Annotated in this window: 22 protein-coding genes; all 22 read right to left on the bottom strand. The window is 70.9% G+C overall.

Annotation, left to right across the window (positions count from 1 at the left end):
- Positions 1–10: 10 nt before the first annotated feature.
- The gene (locus ACTZWW_RS00700) at positions 11–856 is read right to left on the bottom strand and encodes a sugar phosphate isomerase/epimerase family protein (protein ID WP_444779000.1); all 846 of its coding nucleotides are present in this window, start codon (positions 854–856) and stop codon (positions 11–13) included.
- A gap of 15 nt (positions 857–871) precedes the next feature.
- Positions 872–1,606, bottom strand: a complete 735-nt coding sequence (locus ACTZWW_RS00695) for an SDR family oxidoreductase (protein WP_444778999.1) — start codon at positions 1,604–1,606, stop codon at positions 872–874.
- A complete protein-coding gene (locus ACTZWW_RS00690) occupies positions 1,606–2,388 on the bottom strand; it encodes an SDR family oxidoreductase (protein ID WP_444778998.1) in 783 nt (260 codons plus the stop codon). Before ACTZWW_RS00690 ends, ACTZWW_RS00695 begins: the two co-directional genes overlap by 1 nt.
- A 25-nt stretch (positions 2,389–2,413) precedes the next feature.
- Positions 2,414–3,316, bottom strand: a complete 903-nt coding sequence (locus tag ACTZWW_RS00685) for a dihydrodipicolinate synthase family protein (RefSeq protein ID WP_444778997.1) — start codon at positions 3,314–3,316, stop codon at positions 2,414–2,416.
- 41 nt (positions 3,317–3,357) lie between these two features.
- Positions 3,358–4,764, bottom strand: coding sequence for an aminotransferase (locus tag ACTZWW_RS00680; protein ID WP_444778996.1), 1,407 nt, complete (start codon positions 4,762–4,764; stop codon positions 3,358–3,360).
- Between the two features lie 18 nt (positions 4,765–4,782).
- Positions 4,783–5,883 (bottom strand): ABC transporter ATP-binding protein, encoded by a 1,101-nt coding sequence (locus tag ACTZWW_RS00675; protein ID WP_444778995.1) that lies wholly within the window; start codon positions 5,881–5,883, stop codon positions 4,783–4,785.
- A gap of 41 nt (positions 5,884–5,924) precedes the next feature.
- On the bottom strand, positions 5,925–6,755 hold the full coding sequence (locus ACTZWW_RS00670) for a carbohydrate ABC transporter permease (protein WP_444778994.1): 831 nt from the start codon (positions 6,753–6,755) through the stop codon (positions 5,925–5,927).
- Positions 6,752–7,693, bottom strand: a complete 942-nt coding sequence (locus ACTZWW_RS00665) for a carbohydrate ABC transporter permease (protein ID WP_444778993.1) — start codon at positions 7,691–7,693, stop codon at positions 6,752–6,754. Before ACTZWW_RS00665 ends, ACTZWW_RS00670 begins: the two co-directional genes overlap by 4 nt.
- Before the next feature lie 98 nt (positions 7,694–7,791).
- A complete protein-coding gene (locus tag ACTZWW_RS00660) occupies positions 7,792–9,147 on the bottom strand; it encodes an ABC transporter substrate-binding protein (RefSeq protein WP_444778992.1) in 1,356 nt (451 codons plus the stop codon).
- A 254-nt stretch (positions 9,148–9,401) separates the two neighbouring features.
- A complete protein-coding gene (locus ACTZWW_RS00655) occupies positions 9,402–10,571 on the bottom strand; it encodes an NAD(P)/FAD-dependent oxidoreductase (RefSeq protein WP_444778991.1) in 1,170 nt (389 codons plus the stop codon).
- Positions 10,568–11,530 carry a 3-hydroxyacyl-CoA dehydrogenase gene (locus ACTZWW_RS00650; RefSeq protein WP_444778990.1) on the bottom strand — a complete coding sequence of 321 codons (963 nt, stop codon included), beginning with the start codon at positions 11,528–11,530 and terminating at the stop codon, positions 10,568–10,570. The genes ACTZWW_RS00655 and ACTZWW_RS00650 overlap by 4 nt, the downstream gene beginning before the upstream one ends.
- The gene (locus ACTZWW_RS00645) at positions 11,527–12,444 is read right to left on the bottom strand and encodes a polysaccharide deacetylase family protein (RefSeq protein ID WP_444778989.1); all 918 of its coding nucleotides are present in this window, start codon (positions 12,442–12,444) and stop codon (positions 11,527–11,529) included. The genes ACTZWW_RS00650 and ACTZWW_RS00645 overlap by 4 nt, the downstream gene beginning before the upstream one ends.
- On the bottom strand, positions 12,444–13,067 hold the full coding sequence (locus ACTZWW_RS00640) for a glutathione S-transferase family protein (protein WP_444778988.1): 624 nt from the start codon (positions 13,065–13,067) through the stop codon (positions 12,444–12,446). Before ACTZWW_RS00640 ends, ACTZWW_RS00645 begins: the two co-directional genes overlap by 1 nt.
- A gap of 30 nt (positions 13,068–13,097) precedes the next feature.
- On the bottom strand, positions 13,098–14,666 hold the full coding sequence (gcvPB, locus tag ACTZWW_RS00635) for an aminomethyl-transferring glycine dehydrogenase subunit GcvPB (RefSeq protein ID WP_444778987.1): 1,569 nt from the start codon (positions 14,664–14,666) through the stop codon (positions 13,098–13,100).
- Complete coding sequence (gcvPA, locus tag ACTZWW_RS00630) at positions 14,663–16,072, bottom strand: aminomethyl-transferring glycine dehydrogenase subunit GcvPA (protein WP_444778986.1); 1,410 nt, start codon at positions 16,070–16,072, stop codon at positions 14,663–14,665. The genes gcvPB and gcvPA overlap by 4 nt, the downstream gene beginning before the upstream one ends.
- 64 nt (positions 16,073–16,136) lie before the next feature.
- The gene (locus tag ACTZWW_RS00625) at positions 16,137–17,261 is read right to left on the bottom strand and encodes an ATP-NAD kinase family protein (RefSeq protein ID WP_444778985.1); all 1,125 of its coding nucleotides are present in this window, start codon (positions 17,259–17,261) and stop codon (positions 16,137–16,139) included.
- 94 nt (positions 17,262–17,355) lie between these two features.
- A complete protein-coding gene (locus ACTZWW_RS00620) occupies positions 17,356–17,823 on the bottom strand; it encodes a nuclear transport factor 2 family protein (protein ID WP_444778984.1) in 468 nt (155 codons plus the stop codon).
- Between the two features lie 63 nt (positions 17,824–17,886).
- Positions 17,887–19,035, bottom strand: a complete 1,149-nt coding sequence (locus tag ACTZWW_RS00615) for a M24 family metallopeptidase (protein WP_444778983.1) — start codon at positions 19,033–19,035, stop codon at positions 17,887–17,889.
- A gap of 17 nt (positions 19,036–19,052) precedes the next feature.
- Positions 19,053–20,051 carry an ABC transporter ATP-binding protein gene (locus tag ACTZWW_RS00610; protein WP_444778982.1) on the bottom strand — a complete coding sequence of 333 codons (999 nt, stop codon included), beginning with the start codon at positions 20,049–20,051 and terminating at the stop codon, positions 19,053–19,055.
- Positions 20,048–21,043, bottom strand: coding sequence for an ABC transporter ATP-binding protein (locus ACTZWW_RS00605; protein ID WP_444778981.1), 996 nt, complete (start codon positions 21,041–21,043; stop codon positions 20,048–20,050). The genes ACTZWW_RS00610 and ACTZWW_RS00605 overlap by 4 nt, the downstream gene beginning before the upstream one ends.
- On the bottom strand, positions 21,040–21,984 hold the full coding sequence (locus ACTZWW_RS00600; RefSeq protein ID WP_444778980.1) for an ABC transporter permease: 945 nt from the start codon (positions 21,982–21,984) through the stop codon (positions 21,040–21,042). Before ACTZWW_RS00600 ends, ACTZWW_RS00605 begins: the two co-directional genes overlap by 4 nt.
- Positions 21,981–22,958 (bottom strand): ABC transporter permease, encoded by a 978-nt coding sequence (locus tag ACTZWW_RS00595; protein WP_444778979.1) that lies wholly within the window; start codon positions 22,956–22,958, stop codon positions 21,981–21,983. The genes ACTZWW_RS00600 and ACTZWW_RS00595 overlap by 4 nt, the downstream gene beginning before the upstream one ends.
- Positions 22,959–22,984 lie beyond the last annotated feature (26 nt).

Raw genomic sequence — 22,984 nt, 5'->3', positions numbered from 1 at the left:
CGCTGCGCGATCAGCGCCGCGGCGGGGCCTCCCAGCCGCTGGTGGCGAGGATCGCGTGGCTCGCGGCGAGGTCGCCGTCGGGGTCCACGCCCGGCTGCGTCGCGTCCGTGATGATCTCGAGCACGGTCATGCCGTCGTAGCCGATCTCCTTCAGGGCGGCGGCGGCTGGGGCGGGCTCGACGATGCCGGTGCCGAGCCGATCGTGCTTGAAGTCGGCGAAGGTCGTGTCCGAGATGTGGACGTTCTTGATGCGGCTCCCCAGCATCCGGATCGCGCCTTGGACGTCCTCCTTGATGTAGGCGGAGTTGCAGACGTCGAAGTTGATGCCGATCGAGGGGTCGATCTCGTCGGCGACCTCGAGCATGTCCTTCGCCGTGGGCAGGAAGGTGAAGGGCACGTTCTCGAGCAGGAGGTCGACGCCCGAGCCCTTCGCGAAGGCGACGAGCTCCTTCATGCCCTCGACGAACCAGTCACGCATCCAGGGCGTGGGCGGGTTGATGAGCGAGTTCACCGGGCCCGGGATCGCGACGACATAGGGGCAGCCGAGCTCGGCCGAGAAGGCGATCGCCTCCTTGTAGCGGTCGAGCGTGTAGCGCCGCATGATCGGGCAGACGGAGTTCGGGTTGTTGTCGAGGAGCGGGTAGCAGAAGCTCGTCACCCGATGCCCGTTGTCGGACAGCCAGTCGCGCATGGCGCGCCGCTCCGCGAGCGTCATCGTCGCCGGCCAGCAATGGGGCGGGAAGATCATCAGCTCGAAGGACGAGTAGCCCTGCGAGGCGAGGTGCTTCAGGGCATCGAGCCCGGAATGCGAATAGAGGAAGGGGAAGGTCGAGGCGGCGACGCGCAGGTCGGACATGACGATGCTCCCGGTCTAGAGGGTCGATTCGAGGCGCGTGTTGAGGACGAGCTCGGAGACGGTGGCGGCGGCGGGCAGGCGCAGGAGGAGCGCGACCGTCTCGGCCACGGTCCGCGGGTCGAGGCGATTGCCCGCCGGCGTCGCGCCGGGGACGGAGGCGATCAGCTCCGTCTCGATGGCGCCGGGGCAGAGCGCCGTGACGCGCACGCCGTCCTCCCACGAGGCGTGCTTCGTCGCGTGCGAGAGCGCGACGAGCGCGTGCTTCGACATGACGTAGCCGAGCGACGCGGTGTGGTCGCGCACGCGCTTGCCGTCGGTCGAGGCGATGTTGACGACGCGCCCGTCGCCGCTCGCCCGCAGCGCCGGCAGCGCCGCGCGGGTGACCCGCCAGGGGCCCTTGACGTTGACCTCCCACATCGCGTCGAGGTCACCCTCGTCGCTGGTCTCGACGGAACCGGCGCGGAAGATGCCGGCGTTGTTGACCAGGGCGTCGAGGCGGCCGTGGCGGGCGAGCGTCGCCTCGATCCAGGCGCCCGCGCTCGCGCGATCGGTGGCGTCGTAGCGGTGCGCGCTCACCCGCGCCGCGTCGAGGCCGAGCCGCGCGACGAGCCCGTCCGGCTCGCGCACACCCAGCGAGAGCGCCCAGCCGTCCGCGTGCAGGCGCTCGGCGATGGCGCGGCCGAGCCCGCGGGAGGCGCCCGAGATCGCGGCGACGCGGCCCGCGGCGGGAAGGAGCGACGCCCCCGCCATCAGAACAGCCCCTGGTAGACGCCGCCGTCGTTGACGATGTTCTGGCCGGTGATGAACCCCGCCTTCGCGCCGCACAGGAAGGAGACGAGATCGCCGCATTCCGACGGATCGGCGAAGCGCCCGGCGGGGCAGGTCTTCTTGCGGTCCTCGACGATGGCCTCGTAGGTCGTGTTGCCGCGCTTGGCGTGGCCGTGGAGGTTCGTGTGCAGGGCGTCGGTGTCGAAGAGGCCGGGCGCGACCGAGTTGATCACCACGTTGTGGGGGATCAGCTCGCGCACCATCGAGGCGATGGCGCCCGACAGCGCGAGGCGTGCGGCGTGGCTGTGGGCGAAGCCCACCTGCGGGAACTTGATGAAGCTCACCGTGATCGAGACGACGCGGCCGAACCTGCGCTCGGCCATGCCGGGTGTCGTGCGGGTGATCAGGTCGATCATCGAGTGGAAGTGGCCGTCCCACCACCACAGCCAGTCCTCGCGCGACCAGGTGCGGAAGTCGCCCGGGACCTGCCTTATGCCCGGGTTGCACACCAGGATGTCGGGCGCCGGGCAGGCGGCCAGCAGCCGGTCGCGCGCCTCCGCCTCGTTCAGGTCGCCCGCGACGATGTCCACCTCGACACCGAAGGCGGCGCGGATCTCCTCCGCCGTCTGCGCCAGCGGCCCCTCCCGCCGGGCGTTCAGCACGAGGTTCACCCCCTCGCGCGCCAGCGACTCCGCGCACGCCCGCCCGAGCCCCTGGCTCGCCGCGCACACGATGGCGCGCCTCCCCGCGATCCCCAGATCCATCGTTTTCTTCCTTCTCTCGTTGTCGTCACAGGAGCCCGAGGTCGGCGAGGCCGCGGCGCAGGCCGTCGAGCGGCGCGCCCTCGAGCGCGCGCAGCGGCTGGCGCGGACGCCCGCCGCCCGGGCGGCCGAGCATGTCCATCGCGGCCTTGGTCGCGGGGTAGAGCGTGCGGCCCTCCGACACGAACAGGTCGGTGAGGCGACGGCCGGTCGCCTGGAGCGCCTCGGCGGTCTCGGTGCGGCGCTCGAGCGCGGCGTGGAAGATGTCGAGGCAGCCGTCCCAGACGTTGGGGAAGCAGTCGATCGTCCCGTCCGCGCCGAGCATCACCGCGGGCGCGCCGTAGACCGAGGACGGCCCGCAGAAGACGCGGATCTCGTCCTTCACGGCGAGCATCGTGGCGTAGAAGTTGTTCCAGTCGCCCGAGCTCTCCTTGATGGCGACCACCGTCTCGAGCTTGGCGAGACGCGCGGCGAGCGCGGGCGAGACCGCGTTCACGGCGTTGCCGGGGATGTTGTAGACCATGATCGGCAGGTCGACCGCCGCCGAGACCTCGGCGAAATGCGCGTAGATCTCCTCGTCCGAGAGCTTGACGAAGTAGGGCGGCAGCACGAGCACGCCGTCGGCGCCCGCCGCCTTCGCGGCCCGGGCGAGGTCGATCGTCTCGTGGGCGGTCACCGCGCCCGTGCCGACGATGCAGGTGCCGCGCCCGGCGACCGCCTTCACGGCGTCCGCGTAGAGCGCCTTGCGCTCGGCGTGCGAGAGCGCCCAGAACTCGCCGGTGCAGCCGCACGCGACGACGCCGGTGGCGCCGGCGGCGAGCAGGTGGTCGATGTTCGCGCGAAGGGCGGCCGAGTCGATCGCGCCGGTGTCGTCGAAGGGTGTGGTCAGAGCCGGCATCGGGCCGGACCACGTCACGCTGTCCCTGTTCATCGGGGTTCTCGTCGCTGGAGAGGAGAGGTCTCGTTCGGGTGTCAGGAGGCGCGCGCCAGCGCGCCCTCGGCGGAGAGCTCGTCGACCACCTCGTCGAGGGCCTCGCGGGCGCGGCCCACGATCTCGGCGATCTCGGCGGAGGTGACGACGAAGGGCGGCGAGAAGGCGAGCGTGTCGGAGGACGGCAGCGCGCGCGAGATGAGCCCGCGCTTCAACGCCGCCTTGATCACCCGCGGCGCGACCTTGAGTGCCGGGTCGAACCGCGTCGCCGGCTCGCGCCTCGCCACCAGCTCGACGGCGGCGACGAGGCCCTCGCCGCGGACCTCGCCCACGAGCGGGTGATCGCCGAAGGCGTCGGCGAGCGCCGCGCGCATCTCGGCGCCCCGCTCGCGGGCGGCGCCGATCAGGTTCTCGTTCTCGATGATGTCGAGGTTGGCGAGCGCCGCCGCGGCGGCGAGCGGGTGGGCGGTATAGGTGTAGCCGTGGCCGAAGGGCCCGTGCGTGCGCCCGGCGCCCGCGATGACCTCGTAGACCTTCTGCGAGACGACGCAGCCCGAGAGCGGCACGTAGGCGGAGGTGACGCCCTTGGCGATCGTCATCAGGTCGGGCTCGATGCCGTAGACCTCGGACCCGAACATGGTGCCGAGCCGCCCGAAGCCGCAGATCACCTCGTCGACGATGAGGAGCACGTCGTGGCGGCGCAGCACCTCCTGGATCGCCGGGAAGTAGCCCGCCGGCGGCACGATGACGCCGCCGGCACCCTGGATCGGCTCGGCGATGAAGGCGCCGACCGTGTCGGGCCCTTCCGCGAGGATCATGTCCTCGAGCTCGCGCGCCAGCCGCGCGACGAAGTCCGCGTCGCTCGCGCCCGGCTCGGCCTCCCACAGGCGGTAGGGTGCGCGCACGTGGCGGGCGAAGTCGAGCGGGATGCCGAAGCCCTTGTGCAGGCCCTCGAGCCCGGTGAGGCTCGCCGCCGCCAGCGTCACGCCGTGATAGCCGCGGTTCCTCGCGATGATCTTGCGCTTGCCCGGCTTCCCGCGCGCTGCGTTGTAGTACCAGACGAGCTTGACCTGGGTGTCGTTGGCGTCCGATCCCGAGGAGCCGAAGAACACCCGCGCCATGCCCTCGGGGGCCGCCTCCACGATGCGCGCGGCGAGGATCGCCGGCGTGTCCGTGCTCATCGACGAGAAGCCGTGGTAGTAGGGCAGCGTCACCGCCTGATCGCGGATGGCGTCGGCGATCTCGGCGCGGCCGTAGCCGACGTTGACGCACCACAGCCCCGCCATGGCGTCGAGATAGCTCCTGCCCTCCGTGTCGGTGAGGGTGATGCCCTTGCCCTTCACCATCATCGGTCCGCCCGCGCGGGCGTGGTCCTCGAGATTGGTGAAGGGATGGAGGACGTAGGCCCGGTCCAGGGCGGCGGCGTCGATGTTGAGGGGGCGTGCCATCGTGGGCTCCGTTGGTGATCAGGCGGCCGCGGGGGCGCCCGCGCGCCCGAAGGTCGCGGGAAGGCGTGCCTCGCTCGCGGCGCAGAACAGGTGCAGGCGCTCGGCCTCGAGATCGAAGGGGACGCGCTCGCCGATCGCGAGCGCGACGTCGGCGCCGGCGCGGGTGACGAGCGAGCCCGCCGGGCTCTCGACGACGACGATGGTCTCGTGGCCCGTGGGCTCGACGAGGCGCACGGTGCCGACGAAAGGCCCCTCGCCCAGCGTCACGTCCTCGGGGCGCACGCCGAGCGCCACCTTGCGCTCGGGAAGGGCGCCGTCCTCCAGCGAAACCGGCAGGTCCGTGCCGGCGCAGCGGAAGGCGGCGCGGCCGGGCTCGCCCGTCATCTCGCCGGAGAGGAAGTTCATCGGCGGCGTGCCGATGAAGCCCGCGACGAACATGTTCGCCGGGCGGTCGTAGACCTCCTTGGGCGGCGCGTATTGCTGCAGTACGCCGTCGCGCATGACCGCGATCTTGTCGGACATGGTCATCGCCTCGAGCTGGTCGTGCGTGACGTAGACGAAGGTGCGCCCGACCCGGCGATGCAGCTCGATCAGCTCGGCGCGCATGTGCGCGCGCAGCTTCGCGTCGAGATTCGAGAGCGGCTCGTCCAGCAGGAAGACCTGCGGATCGCGCACGAGCGCGCGTCCGAGCGCGACGCGCTGCTGCTGCCCGCCCGAGAGCTGGCGGGGCTTGCGCGCGAGCAGGTGCTCGAGCTGGAGCGTGCGCGCCACCTGGGCGACCTTCTCCTCGCGCTCGGGCTTCGCCACGCCGTGCTTCTTGAGCGGATAGGCGATGTTCTCGCCCACCGTCATGTGCGGGTAGAGGGCGTAGGACTGGAACACCATGGCGATGTCGCGCTTGCCCGGCGCCACGTCGTTGACGACGCGGTCGCCGATGGCGATCGTCCCGCTCGTGGGGAACTCGAGGCCCGCGAGCATGCGCAGCGTCGTCGTCTTGCCGCAGCCCGACGGGCCGAGCAGGCTGACGAAGGCGCCGTCCTCGATCACGAGGTCGAGCCCCTCCACCGCGACCGCGGCACCGAACGCCTTGCGGACCTTGTCGAAGCGCACCTGCGCCATGAAGCCTTTCCTCTTTCTTCTCGTCTTACGGTTGCGCCGCCTCAGCCCTTCACCCCACCCGCGCCGAAACCGCGGGTGAGATAGCGCTGGAGGAAGGCGAAGATGACGATCAGGGGGATGCTCATCATGACCGAGGCGGCCATGAGCAGCGACCATTCGATGTTGAAGGAGGACACGAGCATGTTCATCACGCCCGTCGTCAGCGGGCGCGCCGCGTCCGTGTTCACGAGGACGAGCGCGAACAGGTACTCGTTCCAGGCCAGGATGAAGGTGAACAGCGAGGTCGAGATGATGCCCGGCAGCGCCTGCGGCAGGATCACGTCGACGAAGGCGCCCATGCGCGTCGCGCCGTCCACCAGCGCGGCGGATTCGAGGTCGTCCGGGATGCCCTGCATGAAGGAGCGCAGCAGCCAGATCGCGTAGGGCAGCGAGAAGGTCGTGTAGGCGATGACCAGGCTGAAGAGCGTGTTCGCCACGCCGATCCAGACCAGCATCAGGTAGAGCGGCAGGATCAGGACGACCGAGGGCAGGAGATAGGTGAACAGCACCAGCTGCGCCAGCCGCTCGCGTCCGGGATAGCGGAAGCGCACCAGCGAATGCGCGGCGAGCGTCGCGGCGGTGACGACGAGCACCGTCGTCACCGTGGCGATGACGAGCGAGTTGCGCATGTAGGTGAGGAACGGCGTGCGCTCGAGGAGCGTCCAGTAGTGCTCGAAGGTCACCTCGCCCGGCCAGAAGGTCGGCGGGATGCGGAAGAGCTCGAACTGGGGCTTGACCGAGGTGATCATCATCCACACGAGGGGGAAGGCGACCACGAGGACGATGCCCCAGGCGAAGGCGTTCCAGGCGAGGCGGCGCAGGATGCGTGTCATCGTCCCGCCTCCTTCTCCTCGCGCCCGGTGACGCGCAGGTACCCGATCATGAAGACGAGCATGACGATCATCATCGTCACGGCGACCGCGGAGGCCCGGCCCATGTCGTTGAGCCCGAACGCGTCCTTGTAGACCATGAGCGGCAGCGTCTGGGTCGAGATCAGCGGGCCGCCGCCGGTGAGCAGGAAGATCAGGTCGAACTCCTTGAAGTCCCAGATCGCGCGGAGCAGGACGATGACGACGAGGACGTCGCGCAATTGCGGGAGCGTCACGTCGAAGAAGCGCGCGATCGGGCCGGCGCCGTCGATCTTGGCCGCCTCGTAGAGCGGCTCGGGAATGGTCTGGAGGCGCGCCAGCACCGCGATGACCACGAAGGGGAAGTACTTCCACGCGCCCACGACGACGACGCTGATCATGGCGTTGGGCATCGAGCCGAGATAGTCGAGCGGCATGTCGATGATGCCCACCCACATCATCATGTGGTTGAGGATGCCGTAGAGGTCGTTGAACAGCCACCGCCAGACCAGCACCGCGACGACGGTGGAGACGAAGTAGGGAAACAGGATCAGGCTGCGCGCCAGCGCGCGGAAGACCATGTTCTGGTGCAGCACGAGCGCGACCGCGATGCCGAAGAAGACCTGCAGCGTCAGCGTGCACACGGTCCAGATCACGGTGTTGAGCAAAGACCGCCAGAATTCGCCCGACGCCATCAGCGTGGCGTAGTTGTCCAGCGCCACGAAGTCGCCCTGCAGCGTCGGCGTGTAGATGGAGAACAGGCTCAGGTAGATCGCCGAGACGAGCGGATAGACGATCACCATGCAGAAGATCACCACCGACGGTGCGATCAGCAGGAGGCCGAGGAGTGCGTAGCGGCGGTCGAGAGCCGAGCCGAGGGACGAGCCGGTCCCGGCCGTGCCGGTGAGGGCGGTAGCGGTCATGACGGATCCGGAAAAGGGGGCGACGCCGGGCTGATGGAGGGTGCGGCCGGCCCGGCGTCGCGCGTGACGAAGGGAGACGAGAGGCGAGCGCCGCCCGATCAGCCCTTCATCAGTTCCTCGAGGCGCATGGCCGTGTCGGAGACGACGGCGTCCATGGCATCCCCGTTCATGACGTAGCGCTGCACCGCGTCGGCCAGCACGTGCGAGGCGACGATCTGGCCGGCCTTGGTATTGGGCTTGTGCGCGGTCGATTCCCAGCCGAGGTTGTGGCCCGCGGCGGCCGCGGCGGCCATGCGGTCGACGTCGTCCGAATACTTCTGGATGATCTCGTTCTCCTGGTAGGCGGGCATCGACGAGATCGTCTTCAGTACCGGCAGCACGTGGCCCGGCGCGGCGTGGAGCTGGCGGATGTAGCCGTCCGGCTCGAAGAGGTGCGCGGCGAGCTTCTTCGTCAGCTCCATGTTCGGCGCGTCCTTGGGGATCATCACCGAGGGGAAGTCGTTGAAGGTCCAGTGCGGCACGTCCTCGGACACGGTCGGGTACTCGTGCGCCGCGACGAAGTCCGCGATGCCGGGGTTCTGCGCGTTGACGTTGGCGAGGACGCGGCCGGTGTAGAGACCCGTCGCGGTCGCGCCGGAGACGAAGGCCGTGAGGCTCTCGCCCCAGGAATAGGCGGTCGCGCCCGGCGGGCAGAGCTCGCGCATCGACTTGTAGAACTCGAGCGCGTTGCGGAACTCGGCGGAATCGACCGCGACCTCGAGGTCGGGGGAGAAGATCATGCCGCCCGCGCCGTGCACGAAGCAGATGAACACGAGGCTCGTCATCGAGTTGCGCGCGTAGGGAAGCGGCGCGCCGTAGATCCCGCCGCCCTGCATCTTCTGGGCCGCGTCGCGCAGCTGGTCCCAGGTGCGCGGCACGGCGTCGATCCCGGCCTTCTCCATCAGGTCGGTGCGCACCCACATCATGTTGGCCGCGGAATTGCCGATGCCCGTGCCGGCGTGCTGGCCGGGGGTGATCTCGTAGACCTTGTTGGCGCCCTCGTAGTACTTCTCGGGGCCGATCATCGCGATGACGTCGTCGAAGGGCTCGAGAAGGCCGTTCTGCCAGTAGTTGGACACCGCGAACGAGGGCAGGTGGGTGACGACGTTCGGCGCCTGGCCGGACGCGAAGGCGGCGGCCATCTGGGCCGGGTAGCCCTCGTCGGAGGTGCTCTCGAACAGCACCTTCACGCCGGGATTGGCCGCCTCGAAGGTCGCGATCTGGTAGGCGTAGGCTTCGGCCTGCGCCGGCGCCGTCTGCGGCGACCACCAGCGCAGGGTCGTCTCCTGCGCCTGCGCCCGGCGGATGCCCGGCATGGCGGCGGTGAAGCCGGCCGCGCCGATGCCGGCGAGCACGGTCCGCCGCGAGACCCCCCCGCGCGTCGTCGTGATGAGGTGCGAAGTCTTGTTCGTCATGGTGCGCTCCGATCCAGAGGGCGACGGGTTGCGACGAGGGTCGCTCCCGTTTCTCGTACATTCGTGCGCATAGCGAACAAAAGTCCGGGAGCCGCGCAAGGGCGAAATCGCCAAGAGGGCCTTCGAAACGGCGATTTCCGGGAATTCTACCGCGCGTCTGCGATGCCCGACCGTTCCAGCGCGGCCAGCTCAACGCCTGCGCGCGACGGCGTATCCGCCCGGTTGTTCGAGAACGCAGCGTATCCGCGGTACGCTCAGGCCGGTACGGCTTGCGCAGCCGCGCCTGCGACGAAGCGGCCCGGGTCGTAGGGCCCGAGATCGAGCTCGGGCCGCTCGCCGCGGATCGCCTGCGCCGCGAGGCGGGCGACGAGCGGCCCGAGCGTGTAGCCGGCGTCGCCGGGCACGGCGACGAACAGCCCGCGCGGCCCGGCGGGGCCGATGATCGAGGCGCCGTCGCAGGTCGTGTTCACGCCGGCCCAGGTGCGGATCACCCGCGCCTGCGCGATGCCCGGCGCGAGCCGCGCGGCGAGCGCGAGATTGCCGAGGATGCTCGCGCGCTCGACCCGGGGCGGGCCCTCCCCCGCGAGCCGCGCCGGCCAGCCTCCGCCGACGACGACGTGGCCGCTGGCGAGCTGCTTCAAGGTGATCATCCGCTCCGCGTGCTGGACGAGATGGCGCACCACGGGGGCGATCGGCTCCGTCACGTTCATGTGGAGCGGCTCGGCACTGGTGGGGATCGTTACGCCGAGCTGGGCCGCGAGCGCGCCGGTCCCGGCTCCGGCGGCGAGGACGACGCGTGCGGCGCGCACCACGCCGCGCGACGTCTCCACGCGAAAGCCGTGGCCCTCCTCGGAGAGGCGCACGACCCGCGTCTCCCCGGCGAGCCGCGCCCCCGCGCCGAGGGCGGCGCGGGCGAGGGCGGCATTGGCGAGGAGCGGGTTCAGCTTGCCTTCGTCGGCGCAGAGCTCGGCGCCGTAGACGGCATCGGGATCGAGATAGGGCGCGAGCTGCAGGAGATCGTCGCGCCCGACCATCGCGACGTCGAGGCCGAGCGCGCGCTCGCGGTCGCACTTGCGCCCCAGGAAGTCGTACTGCGCCTCGTTCTCGGCGATCATCAGGCCGCCGGAGCGCTTGAGCTCGAAATCGGCGCCGAGCTCCCGCTCGAGGCTCGTCCATAGCCGCGCGGCGGCGACGTAGAGCGGCAGCGCGCGCTCCAGCGCGGGGACCTGGTCGGGGTAGAGCCGGATGAAGCGGCTCTGCATCTGGACGTGGAGGCTCCCCGCATTGGCGGTGGTGCCCGCGTGGCGCCCGTCGTCGAGGAGGAGGACCTCCTCGCCCGCCTGCGCCAGGAGGCGCGCCAGCGCCAGCCCGACGACGCCGCCGCCGACGACGGCGAGGTCGACGGCGGGAGGGAGCGTCGTCATCGCGTCCGCCCGTCGGCGTCCGGCGCGGCGCGGCGGGCGGCGAGCGCCCGCATCAGCCCGACGTCGCGGGCGCGCACGCCTTCTTCCCAGCGCTCGAGCGGAAGCGCGGCGCGGCGCTCGGCGTGGACGCGCGCGACGAGGTCCTCCGTCCAGGGATCGTCCTGCCCGCGCTCCGACCCCATCCGCGCATAGGCCGCGCCCATGCGCTGCGCATGCGCCGCGATGCCGCCGCGCACGTTGAGGTCGGCGGTGGCGAAGGGACCGACGACGGACCAGCGCAGGCCGAGCCCGTCGCGCACGATCGTGTCGAGGTCGTTCGCGCCGATCACGCCGTCGCGCACCAGGCAATAGGCCTCGCGCAGCAGCGCCCCCTGCAGGCGGTTGTAGACGAAGCCCTCGACCTCGCGTCCGAGCCGCACCGGGAGCATGCCGCAGGCGGCGAGGAGCCGCTCGGCCGCGTCCATGGTCTCGCCCGCGGTGAAGGGCGCGGGCACCAGCTCGATCACCGGGATGAGCGTCGGTGGATTGCCGGGATGGGCGACGAGGCAGCGCGCGCGGGCCGCCTCGGGCAGGTCGGCGGCGAAGCGCGAGGCGCCGATCGCCGAGGAGGCGCTCGCCAGGACCGCGTCCGCGGGTGCGGCAGCGGCGATCTCGGCGAAGAGCGCACGCTTCACGCCCGCGTCCTCGGGGGCGCATTCCATCACGAGGACGGCGTCGGCGACGCCGTGGGCGAGGTCCGCCGTCGCCTCGATCCGGCCCCGCACCGCGGCGGCGTCGCCGTCGAAGAGGCCGTGGGCCGCGAGATCGTCGAGCCGGAGCGCGATCTCGCCGTCCACCGCCGCGCGGCGTCCCGGATCGGGGTCGACGACCCGCACGCGATGCCCGGCGCGCGCGAAGACGAGGGCGAAGGCGACGCCGATGGAGCCGGCGCCGATCACGGCGAAGCAACGGGTGGTCATCTGCTGTCCTGGGCGGAAGCGGGCGCGTGATCCCGGGCGTGGCGGGCGAGCTCGGCGTGGGTGCAGAACCACACGTCCCCCTTCGCCTTGGCGTGGCGGATCAGCTCCTCGAGGATGAAGATGCGCGAGCGGTAGCCGATGACGAAGGGATGCATCACGAGCTGGAAGACGCCGCCCTCCTCCCAGGCGGCGTCGAATTCGCGCCGGAAGACGTCGAGCACGGCGGCGGGCGGCGTGTGGGGCCGCGTCGGCGGGTTGCGGTTGAAGAGGAGGTAGACCGCGTCGTCCCGCAGCCACTCGACGGGGATCTCGACGACCCCCGTCGCCTCGCCGTCGAGCAGGAGCTCGTAGGGCTCCTCGTCGGCCATCATGGACGAGTCGTAGAGGAGGCCCATCTCGCGCACGATGCGGATCGTGTCGGGGCTCAGGTCCCAGTTGGCCGAGCGCAGACCGACCGGTTCCGTGCCGCTCGCGCTGCGCAGCACGTCGCGGGCACGCTCCATCAGCGCGCGCTCGTCCTCGTAGGCGATGAGCGAGTTGTTCTCGTGGATCCAGCCGTGGATGCCGATCTCGTGGCCCTGCGCCGCGATGCGGCGGGGCTCGTCGGGGTCGATCAGCGCGCAGACGGCCGGCACGAAGAAGCTCGCGGGGACGTCGTGGCGCGCAAGGAGATCGAGGATGCGCGGCACGCCGACGCGCCGCCCGAACTCGCCCCAGGCGATGCGCCCCATGGCGCGCCCGCCGGCGCCCATCTCGAAGGTCTCGTGGTCGCAGTCGAAGGACAGGGCGACGGCGCAGCGCTTGCCGTTCCAGGAAGGCGGGCGCAGGCGCCGCCCGGCCCGCACGCGCCCGACGAGGGCGCGCCAGTCCTCCTCCGGCCATTGCCAGGAGGGAAGGGGTGGCCGCTCGCCCATCAACCTTCCTCACGAAGCCGCATCATCGCGGCGTAGGCGGGGCGCGCCTGCGCCGCCTCCCAGAGCGCCGCGACGGCGGGCGTCGCGTCGAGCGCGCCCGGCGCCGCGCGCAGGTAGAACAGGATCGAGGCGACGTTGAGGTCCGCCACCGTGAAGCGCCCGCCCACGAGATGCCCGCCGCCTGCGACGAGCGCGGCGTCCAGAGCGGCGAGCGGGCGGGCGAGCGCCGCCAGCGCCGCGTCCCGCGCGGACGGGTCACGATCGGGCTCGGGGCGGTTCAGCGTATGGACGAGGACCTCGTGGGCGTTGGGCTCGAGCTCGGTCGCCGCGAACAGCGTCCACATCGTCATCAGCCCGTCCTCGTCCTTGGTCCGAGGGCCGAGCGGCGTCTCGAAGGCCTTGGCGAGGTGGAGGTTGATCGCGAGCGATTCCGTCAGGACGAGCCCGTCCATCTCGAGGACGGGCACGCGCCCCATCGGGCTCAGAGCGCGGAAGGCGGGGGAGCGCGTGCCCCCCTCGCCCGGCGCCGTCTTCACGTGCGTGTAGGGAACGCCCAGTTCCTGCGCCATCCACAGGACGCGGGAGGTGCGGGTGCGTGCGATGCCGTGGATGGTGAAGCTCATGGGGGCGTTCCCGCTCTTTCGATGTGGCCTTCAGCCGGTGGCTCGGCGGGCCTGCGCGCCGTGCTTCTTGAGGTAGGCCCGCCAGGTCGTCGCCCAGCGCGCGGGATCGTCGAGGGCGGAGCCGTCGATGGCGTGGATCGCCGCGTTGTGCGGCGCCGCCTTGACGTGGTCGGGGTTCTCCCGCGCTTCCTTCGCGACCTGGGCGATCACGTCGCACCAGGTATCGATGTCCTCCTTCGACCACATCTCGCCGGCTTCCGGCGTGAAGGGCTCGGGCACGAGCCAGGGCTCGTGGGCGAGCCAGGGCGCGTCGACGCCGAAATCGACCATGCGCGCGGAGAGCTCGGCGACGCCGATGCCGGTCTCCTCCTTGAGCTTCTCCAGCGAGTAGCGCGTCATCTCGAGGCGCCACGCGTCGAGATGCGGGTGGGACTTCGTCACGCCGTCGATGGCGAGGAGCCGCTTCTCCATGTAGTTGTTGGCGAGAACGGAGATGTCGGAGGCCTCCGCTATGCCCTCGGCCCCCATCGCACGGGCCCAGGCATAGGCGCGCATGACGATGTGCAGGTTGCCGAAGAACTCGCGCACCTTGCCGATGCTCATCTCGCGGTCGTAGTCGAGGCCGTAGAGGCCGCTCGCCTCGTCCTTGACGACGACGGGCTTGGGCAGGAACGGCGCCAGCTCCGCCGAGCAGCCATAGGCCCCCGTCGCCGGGCCGCCGCCGCCCTTCGGACCGCCGAAGGTCTTGTGCAGCATGAACATGCAGGCGTCGAAGCCGAGATCCCGGGCGCGGATCTTCGACATCACGCCGTTGAAGTTGGCGTGGTCGTAGAAGGCGAGCGCGCCGGCCTCCTTGGCGAGGCGCACCCACTCCTTTATCTCGGGATTGTAGATGCCCATGTCGTCGGGGTTGTTGAGCATCAGCGCCGCCGTGCGGTTCGACAGCGCGGCCTTCAGCGCGTCGATCGACGGGTAGCCGTTCTCCTCGAGCATCAAGGTGATCACCTCGAACCCGGACGTCGCGGCGGTCGCCGGGTTGCAGGGATGCGCCTGGATCGTCGTGATGATCTGGTTGCGCTGCTCCAGCTCGCCCTTCGCCGCGAAATAGCCGCGCGTCACGGCGGTCTGCGTGTAGGCCGCGTGCGCGCCGCCGGCGGCCTGGAACACGAACTGGTCCATCCCCGAGAGCTGGCGCAGGATCAGGTCGAACTCGTGCACGATCTCCAGGATGCCCTGGAGCGTGCGCGGGTCCTGGTAGGGGTGCATGTCCGCCATCTGCGGCCGCAGCGAGATCTGCTCGGAGAGGCGGGAATTGTACTTCATCGTGCAGGTGCCGAAGAGGCTGATGTTCATCATCCCCAGCACCTCCTGCGACAGATGCAGGTAGTGGCGCAGCACGTCCGGCTCGCTCATCTCGGGCAGCGCCGGCTTCGCGCGCCGCCGCATGCCGGCGGGCACGAGCGCGGACGCCTCGCCGACGGCAGCGGCGACGTCGGCCTCGGCGGCGGGGAAGACCGCGCCGCGGCGGCCCGCGACGCCCATCTCCATGACGACCGGCTCGTTCCAGCGGGCTTGCGTGACCTCGCGGGGATTGCTCATCGCACAGCCTCCTTCAGGGCGTCGACCAGCCGATCGATCTCGGCCTGTCCGTGGATCTCGGTGATGCAGTAGAGCGCGGCCTGGCCCAGCCCGGGGAAGTCGGCGGAGATGTCCTTGCCGCCGAAGATGCCCTTCTCGAGCAGGGCCTCGTTCACCTGCGCGACGGTCTTGGCCGTTCCGTCGAAGCGCACGACGAATTCCTTGAAGAAGCCCGTCGGGAAGACGACCTCGACGCCCGGCACCTCGGCGATGCGCTTGGCGGCGTAGTGCGCGCGCTGGATGATCAGCTCGCCGATCTCGCGGAAGCCCTCGGGCCCCATCAGCGACATGTAGACGGCGCTCGCGATGGCGGTGAGGTAGACGGAGTTGCCCGTCCAGTCCTTGCCCTCCTCGCGCATGCCGTAGGACGACTGGTGGGCGAGGCACAGGCCGAAGCCGACCTCGCCGGGCACCGAGGTGCCGGTGATCGAGACGTTGAGCGTCGGGTATTCGCGGGCGTAGGCCTCCTCGTCGCGCGAGGCGATGAAGCCGCCCGCGCCCCCGCCGCAGTTCATGTGGGCGCCCAGCGTCTGGATCGTGCCCACGACGATGTCCGCGCCGTAGTCCGAGGGCGGGGCGAGGATGCCGAGCGAGATCGGGTCGACGCCGACGATGGTGATGGCGCCGTGCCGCTTCGCCGCCGCGGCGATCTCCGCGCCCCGGCTCTCGATCGTGCCGAGGAAGCCCGGGCTCTCGAAATAGACGCCCGCCACGTCGTCCCCGAGCTTCGCCGCGAGATCGTCGAGGTCGAGGAGGCCGGTCTTCGGGTCGAAGGCGATCGTCTCCACCGCGATGTGGCTCGCCATCTGGACCGGTTCGCAATATTGCCGCACGACCGCGAGCCGCTCCGGGTCCATCGAGGCGGGGACGAGGAGCCTGCGGCGCCCGGTGATGCGCGCGGCCATGCGCGCGGCGTTGCCGGCGGCGCAGCCCCAGGAATAGACGGGCAGGCCGACGAAATCCATGCCGACGAGCTCGCCGAGCTGGGCGCAGAACTCGAACCAGGCCTGGTTGCGGCCGTGGTCGGACATCGGCGTGCCCCACACGGAGGTGAGGAACTCGCTGCGCCCGGCGACCTCGTCGACGATGGCGGGAACGTGGTGCTGGTAGATGCCGGCACCCAGGAAGCTCAGGTTCTCCTCGCAGCTGCGGTTCTTGCCGAGCACCTTGAGGAGGTGCTTCTTCAGCTCGACCTCGGAGGGCAGCGCCGGCGGCAGGTCGAAGGTGCCGCGGAAGCGATGGTCCTCCGGGATCTGCACGAAGAGCTGCTCGATCGCGTTGGCGCCGATCGCCGCGAGCATCGCGTCCTTGGCCGCGGGAACCGAGTTCGGCATCCAGGGATGGGCGCGGGTCTGGTCCTGTCTCACCGTCTCCTCCTTCGCGCGGCCGTCCCGCGCGGGTTGTCTCTCGCGATGCGCCGGGTCGTGCGGCTCATGCCGCGATCCGCATCATGGTCGATTGGCCCGGCGCGGTCTCGACACGAATATAGCCGGCTAAATCATGGTCGAGCGCCGGGTCGCCGGTGTCGACGCGCAGCACCGGCGGATCGAGGCCGACGAGCTTCGCCACGCCGGTGACGACGACGATGTTCTCGCGCCCCACCGCCCGGATGACCTGCGGCCCGATCTGCTGGTTGCCGCGCCCGAAGAGGAAGCCCTGGCCGCCGGTGACGCCGACGACGATGGTCGCCCGCGCCCCCGCGACGAGGCGCGCGAGCCGCTCCTCCGTCACGTCCAGCGCGAGCGCGCGCCCGTCGATGGCGACGTCGACGCCGAGCAGCGTGCCCTCGAAGCCGATGGCGCGCTTGATGCGCCGCAGCGTCGTGCCGCAGCCCAGCACGTAGAGGCGCCCTCGCTCCATGCGCGCGGCGAAGCCGCGGGCGAAGGCGTCGAGCGCGTCCTCGTCGGAGGCCTGCGCGGAGGCCTTGCCGGCCTGCATCAGGGCCCGCTCGACGGGCGCGCGCGCGACGCCGTGGAGGCGGGCGCAGACGCGGTTCTCGGCGAGTCCCGCCTCGTCGAGATCCATCACCTCCGCCTCGCGGAAGCGCACCCGCGCGTCCCCCTCGGCGACGAGGCGGGCGATGTTGCCGGCGGCCTCGGGGCTCGCGGCGAAGACGGCGGAATGCATCTTCACGCCGGTGGGGATGCCGAGCATGGGCACGCGCTCGCCGATGCCGTCGAGGACGTTGCGCGCCGTGCCGTCGCCGCCGGCGAAGAGGAGGAGGTCGACGCGTCGCGCCGCGAGGGCGGTGGCGGCGGCGCGGGTGTCCTCGCCCGTGGTGTCGCCGGCGATGCTCACGGGCAGGATCTCGGGGGCGAGCCCCGCCTCGCGGCACGCGTCCGCACCCATGGCGCCGGGGCAGGCGAGGAGGCGGAACCGGCCGGCGAGGGGCGCGAGCTTCGCGAGCGCCCGCACGGCGCGGGCGTGCGAGGCGGGCGTCGCCCCGAGCGCGCGGGCGCGCGCGAGCGCATCGGCGCCGTCGGTCCCCTTGAGGCCGACGCGCCCGCCCATGCCGGCGATCGGATTGACGATGACGCCGATGCTGCGGCGGTCCACATCCCGCTCCCGAATTTGTTCGCAATGCGAACAGAAGTTTTCATCGAGGCAAACATAGCGGAGCGGCTCGCGGGCGCAAGACGCGATTTGCGCGTCAAAGCCGCCCGATCGGGTGCATGCGTGCCCGATGGAAATGCGTCATCCCCGCGGCCTTGAGCACGAGCCCGGCGATCCGCCAGCCGTCGGACGTGCGCACGAAGCGGTGATGGTACTGCGCCCACAACTCCCCGTCTGGTGCCCCGGAGCGGTAGCGGTGCCAGGCGTAGAGGAGGCAGGTCGAGGTCGCCTCGTCCCCGTCGAGCCGGATGCGGATGTTCGAGACATGGTGGCTGGTCGCGGCGAAGGTCTCGGCGAGCCCCTTCCTCACCGCGGCGCGGACGGCCTCGCGCCCGTGGAGATCCGGCGCGTCCGGCCCGTAGTCGACGCGCGCGTCCTGCGTGAAGAGGTCGGCGACGGCGTCGGGCTCGTTGCGGTCGAAGTGCCAGCAATAGGCGTGGATCGCGTCGGCGATGGCGGCGCGATCCTCGAGAGCGGCGAGGCGGGCGGCGAGGTCGTCGGGCATTCGGGCTCCGATGGGCGCGTGGAACGAGACCGGCCGCGCACGAGCGTGCGCGGCCGGCGAGGGTCACTCGATCACGATGAGGTCCTGGAAGCCGGTCGTCAGCGCCTCGCCGCCGTTCGGGCGCGCCACGATGCAGTCCTCCACGCGGGCGGAGAAGTTCCGGTCCTGGAAGATGCTGGGCTCGATCGTGAAGATCATGCCCTCCTCCACCATCGTCGTGTCGCCCTTGGTGAGGAAGGGCGGCTCGTGCACGTCCCAGCCGATGCCGTGGCCGAGCCGATGGCGGAAGAACGCGCCGTACCCCGCGTCCTCGATGACGGCGCGGGCGACGCGGTCGACCTCCTCGCAGGTGACGGCACCCGCCTTGAGCGCTGCGATGCCGGCGGCCTGCGAGTCCATGATCAGCCGGTGGACCTTGATCTGCTCGTCGCTCGGCGCGCCGAAGGAGACGGTGCGGCCGAAGTCGTAGCACATGCCGTCGTGGACGGCGCCGAAGTCGAAGAGCACGGAGACCGGCGCCGTGAGCACGCGCGGCCAGCTCTGCAGGCGCCGCCCGAACAGCATCGGGTGGTTGGGCCCGGTATTGTAGAGCGAGGTCGTGAAGGAGGGGCCGAGCGACCCGCGCTTCTTCATCTGGTAGTCGACCTCGGCGACGACGTCGAGCTCGGTCATGCCGATCTTGAGGTTGCCGATCACCGCGGTGAAGGCGTCCTCGGTGATCTTGCCGGCCGCGCGCAGCGTCTCGATCTCCTGCGGGCTCTTGATCGTGCGCAGCCGGCGCAGGATGCGCGTCGCCGACACGAAGCGCGCGTCCGGCAGGAGACCCTGGAGCTCGATCAGGCTCTCGGCCTCGGTGTCGTCGCTGACCGCGATGCGCGGGCGCTCGGGCAGGCGCGCCTCTGCGAGGATCCCCTTCACGAGCGTCGCCGGGTCGTCCCAGTCGCCGAGCACCCGCACGTCGTATGCCTCGATGCCGCCGGCGGCGCCGAACTCCACGGTCATCCGCGGCAGCGTCAGGATCGGGGCGCGGCCCGGCACGATCCAGGCGCCTTCGAGCCACATGCCGGGATGGAGGTTGCGGCCGTAGTTGGGGATGTCGCGGTGGATGCCGGTGAGGTAGTCGAGATCCGTGCCGATGGGCACGAAGGCGATGTCGGCTCCGTCGGCGACGAGCGCGGCGAACTTCTCCATGCGCTCCTGATAGGCGCCCATTCCAGGTCTCCTCGGGTTCAAGCGGGTGTGTCGTTGAGGTGGCAGGCGGAGAGCCGGCCCGGCGCGACCTCGCGCAGGGCGGGCGTCTCCTCGCGGCAGCGGGCCGTCGCGAAGGGGCAGCGCGGATGGAAGCGGCAGCCCGGCGGCGGCGCCAGGGGGGAGGGCATGTCGCCCTCGATGGGCGCGTAGACGGTGCGCCGGCGCTCGATGCGCGGCACGCCGGCGAGCAGCGCCTTGGTGTAGGGGTGATTCGGCGCGCGGAACAGCTCGGCCGCGGGGCCGCTCTCGACGATGCGGCCGAGATACATCACGAGCACCCGGTCGCAGACGTGCTCGACCACCCCGAGATCGTGGCTGATGAAGAGGTAGGTGAGCCCCAGCTCCTCGCGCAGGTCCATGAACAGGTTGACGATCTGCGCCTGGATCGAGACGTCGAGCGCCGAGACCGCCTCGTCGCAGACGAGGAGCTCGGGCTTCACCGCGAGCGCGCGGGCGATGCCGATGCGCTGGCGCTGGCCGCCGGAGAACTGGTGCGCGAAGCGGCCCTTGTAGGCGAGGTCGATGCCGCAGCGCTCCATCAGGCTCTCGACGTAGTCGTCGAGCTCGTCCGCCGCCACGATCCCGTGGACCTTGGGCGCCTCGCCGATGAGCGCGCCGACGCGCTTCCTCGGGTTCAAGGAGGAGAACGGGTCCTGGAAGATCATCTGGACCGCGAGGCCCGCCCCCTTGTCGCGCCGGCGCTCGCCGAGCGGCCGGCCGCGATGGAGGATCTCGCCGGCCGTGGGCCGCAGGATGTCCGCGATCATGCGCCCGAGCGTCGACTTCCCGCAGCCGGATTCGCCGACGACGCCCACGACCTCGCCCTCGCGGATGGCGAGGCTCACCTCCTCCACCGCGTGGACCTGCCGGGGCGGGCGCTCCAGCCCGAAGCGGGAGAGGACGCGCCCGACGAGGTCCTGGCCCTCGCCGAAGACCTTCGAGAGGCCGTGTGCCTCGATCAGCGCCGGCGGCTTCATCGCGCGGCCTCCGTCTCGACCAGGGGGAAGTGGCAGCGTGCCGCGCGGGCGGGGCCGACGGGGACGAGGTCGGGGCGCGCGAGGCAGGCCTCGGCGGCGTACGCGCAGCGCGGCGCGAAGGCGCAGCCGGGCGGCAGCTCCAGCAGCGAGGGCATGCGTCCGGGAACCTGCGGCAGCCGCTCGCGCCGGCCCGGCACCGGGACGGACGCGATGAGGCCGCGCGTGTAGGGATGCGCCGGCCGGTCGAGGACGTCGTCGACGGGTCCCTCCTCGACGATGCGCCCGGCATACATGACCGCGATCCGATCCGCGATGCCGGCGACGACCGCGAGGTCGTGGGTGATCCAGACGAGCCCCGTCCCGCGCTCGCGGCACAGGCGCTGGACCAGCGCGAGGATCTGGCCCTGGATCGTCACGTCGAGCGCCGTCGTCGGCTCGTCGGCGATGACGATGTCCGGCTCGTGCAGGAGCGCGATGGCGATGGCGACGCGCTGGCGCATGCCGCCGGAGAGCTCGTGCGGATAGGCGCGCAGCCGCTCGTCGGGCGCGGCGATGCCGACCTCCGCGAGGGCGTCGCGGACCTTGGCCCGCGCGGCGGCGCGGCTGACGGAGGCGTGGGCGAGCAGCGCGTCCGTCATCTGCGTCTCGATGCGCAGGACGGGGTTGAGCGTCATCATCGGGTCCTGGAAGACCATGGCGATGCGCCGCCCGCGAAGCGCCCGCAGCCGGGCGCGATCCGCGCCCACGAGCTCCTCGCCGGCGAGCTTCACCGAGCCGCCGACGATGCGGCCCGGCGGCTCGATCAGCCCGGTGATGGAGAAGCCCGTCATGGTCTTGCCCGAGCCGCTCTCGCCCACGAGGCCGAGGATCTCGCCGCGGCGCAGCGAGAGGCTCACACCGTCGACGACGTCGAGCCGTCCGGCCTCGGTGAAGAAGGCCGTGCGCAGGTCCGCGACCTCGAGCGTCGGCGTGGAGTCGCTGGCGGAGGTCATCGCGCGAGCCTCGGGTTGAGCACGTCGCGCAGGCGGTCGCCGATGACGTTGATGGAGACGATGGTGACGAGGAGGACGACGCCCGGCAGCAGGCTGATCCAGTAGCGCCCGCTCTGCATGTAGTCGAAGCCGTTGGCGATGAGCAGCCCGAGCGAGGGCTGCGTCGGCGGCAGCCCCAGACCGAGGAAGGAGAGCGTCGCCTCGAGCGAGATGGCGGAGGCCACCTGCACGGTCGCGACGACGAGGAGGGTCGGCAGGCAGTTCGGCAGGAGATGGCCGAGGACGATGCGCACGTGCCCGAGCTTCAGCCCGCGCGCGGCCTCGATGTACTCCCGCGAGCTCTCCACCAGCGCGACCGCGCGCACGGTGCGGGCGAAGTAGGCCCATTGCACCACGACGAGGGCGAAGATGATCTTGTCGACGCCGCGCCCGAGGATGACGAGCAGGATGAGCGCGACGAGGATCGTCGGGAAGGAGAGCTGCAGGTCGACGACGCGCATGATGGTCGCGTCGAGCCACGACCCGCGATAGGCCGAGATCAGCCCCACCGCGGCGCCGATCAGCAGCGCGATGACGCCGGACGCGAGGCCGACGAGGAGCGAGATGCGCAGGCCGTAGAGGATGGCGGAGAGGATGTCTCGGCCCTGCCCGTCGGTGCCGAGCCAGTAGACCTGGCCCGAGAAGCTCTCCGAGCCCGGCGGCAGCAGGTTGTCGAGCAGGTCGACCTGGGTGAGGTCGTAGGGGTTCTGCGGCGCGATCCAGGGCGCGAGGAGCGCCGCGGCGACGATGAACGCGAAGACGACGAAGGCGATCGTCGCGATGACGGAGCGCAGGTAGGCCTTCGCGACGGCGGCGACGGCGCTCGCCTTCGCGGGGCGCGGTGCGGCCGCGGGCACGCCCGGCGCCGCACCGTCCGGACGGGTGACGGTGCCGGCACTCATCGACGCCCTCCGCCCAGGCGCACGCACGGATCGAGGATGGAGTAGAGGATGTCGACCAGGAGGTTGATGATCACGAACATGAACACCACGAAGACGAGGTAGCCGACGATCAGCGGTCGATCGAGCACCGCGATGGCGTCGATGAGCATCTTGCCGACGCCGGGCCAGGAGAAGATCGACTCCGTCACGACGGCGAAGGCGATGACGCCGCCGAACTCCATGCCGAGCACGGTGACGATCGGGATGAGGATGTTCTTCATCACGTGGACGGAGAGGATGCGCGCCTCGGACACGCCGTTGGCGCGGGCGAACTTCACGTAGTCGGCGTGCAGCACCTCGCGCATGCCCGCCCGCGTCAGGCGGATCACCATCGCCAGCATGAACAGCGACAGCGTGAAGGCCGGCATCAGGAGATGCGACAGGCCGTCGAGCGTCAGGAAGCTCACCTCGAGCCCGAGGATCGAGACGGTGTCCCCGCGCCCGATGGAGGGCAGCCAGCCGAGCTGGACGGAGAACACCATGATCAGGATGAGGCCGATCCAGAACACGGGCACGGAAAAGCCCAGCGTGGAGAGGCCCATGATCAGCCGGCTCGAGAACGCTTCCGGCCGCAGGCCCGCGAGGATGCCGAGCGGCAGCCCGACCCCGAGCGCGATGACGAGGGCGGCGAAGGCGAGCTCGAGGGTCGCCGGCAGGCGCTCCCAGATCAGGCTCATCGCCGGCACGCCGAAGGTGAAGGAGTTGCCGAGGTCGCCCGAGAGCGCATTGCCCACGAAGACGAAGTACTGCTCCCACACCGGGCGATCCAGGCCGAGATCGGCGATGATGCCGTTGACGCAAGCCTGGTTGCACTCCGACGAGGCGAATATGTAGACCGGGTTGCCGATGACGTTGACGCCGAAGAAGACGATCAGGGTCATCACGAACAGGACGAAGAGGCTCTGCACGAGGCGTCGTGCGATGAAGCCGATCATGGAGCCGCTCCGTCCCGTTCTTTCTT

The organism is Salinarimonas sp. NSM (genome assembly GCF_052380005.1).
Lineage (GTDB): Bacteria > Pseudomonadota > Alphaproteobacteria > Rhizobiales > Beijerinckiaceae > Salinarimonas.
This window is presented reverse-complemented; position numbering and strand designations above follow the sequence as displayed.

Coding starts and splice junctions, on each gene's coding strand:
- ACTZWW_RS00645 (WP_444778989.1), bottom strand. CDS start 12,444: ATGGGCGAGCGGCCACCCCTTCCCTCCTGGCAATGGCCGGAGGAGGAC.
- ACTZWW_RS00680 (WP_444778996.1), bottom strand. CDS start 4,764: ATGGCACGCCCCCTCAACATCGACGCCGCCGCCCTGGACCGGGCCTAC.
- ACTZWW_RS00595 (WP_444778979.1), bottom strand. CDS start 22,958: ATGATCGGCTTCATCGCACGACGCCTCGTGCAGAGCCTCTTCGTCCTG.
- ACTZWW_RS00605 (WP_444778981.1), bottom strand. CDS start 21,043: ATGACCTCCGCCAGCGACTCCACGCCGACGCTCGAGGTCGCGGACCTG.
- ACTZWW_RS00610 (WP_444778982.1), bottom strand. CDS start 20,051: ATGAAGCCGCCGGCGCTGATCGAGGCACACGGCCTCTCGAAGGTCTTC.
- ACTZWW_RS00700 (WP_444779000.1), bottom strand. CDS start 856: ATGTCCGACCTGCGCGTCGCCGCCTCGACCTTCCCCTTCCTCTATTCG.
- ACTZWW_RS00640 (WP_444778988.1), bottom strand. CDS start 13,067: ATGAGCTTCACCATCCACGGCATCGCACGCACCCGCACCTCCCGCGTC.
- ACTZWW_RS00670 (WP_444778994.1), bottom strand. CDS start 6,755: ATGACACGCATCCTGCGCCGCCTCGCCTGGAACGCCTTCGCCTGGGGC.
- ACTZWW_RS00650 (WP_444778990.1), bottom strand. CDS start 11,530: ATGACCACCCGTTGCTTCGCCGTGATCGGCGCCGGCTCCATCGGCGTC.
- ACTZWW_RS00660 (WP_444778992.1), bottom strand. CDS start 9,147: ATGACGAACAAGACTTCGCACCTCATCACGACGACGCGCGGGGGGGTC.
- ACTZWW_RS00655 (WP_444778991.1), bottom strand. CDS start 10,571: ATGACGACGCTCCCTCCCGCCGTCGACCTCGCCGTCGTCGGCGGCGGC.
- ACTZWW_RS00615 (WP_444778983.1), bottom strand. CDS start 19,035: ATGGGCGCCTATCAGGAGCGCATGGAGAAGTTCGCCGCGCTCGTCGCC.
- ACTZWW_RS00600 (WP_444778980.1), bottom strand. CDS start 21,984: ATGAGTGCCGGCACCGTCACCCGTCCGGACGGTGCGGCGCCGGGCGTG.
- gcvPB (WP_444778987.1), bottom strand. CDS start 14,666: ATGAGCAATCCCCGCGAGGTCACGCAAGCCCGCTGGAACGAGCCGGTC.
- ACTZWW_RS00665 (WP_444778993.1), bottom strand. CDS start 7,693: ATGACCGCTACCGCCCTCACCGGCACGGCCGGGACCGGCTCGTCCCTC.
- ACTZWW_RS00690 (WP_444778998.1), bottom strand. CDS start 2,388: ATGGATCTGGGGATCGCGGGGAGGCGCGCCATCGTGTGCGCGGCGAGC.
- ACTZWW_RS00695 (WP_444778999.1), bottom strand. CDS start 1,606: ATGGCGGGGGCGTCGCTCCTTCCCGCCGCGGGCCGCGTCGCCGCGATC.
- ACTZWW_RS00620 (WP_444778984.1), bottom strand. CDS start 17,823: ATGCCCGACGACCTCGCCGCCCGCCTCGCCGCTCTCGAGGATCGCGCC.
- ACTZWW_RS00685 (WP_444778997.1), bottom strand. CDS start 3,316: ATGAACAGGGACAGCGTGACGTGGTCCGGCCCGATGCCGGCTCTGACC.
- ACTZWW_RS00675 (WP_444778995.1), bottom strand. CDS start 5,883: ATGGCGCAGGTGCGCTTCGACAAGGTCCGCAAGGCGTTCGGTGCCGCG.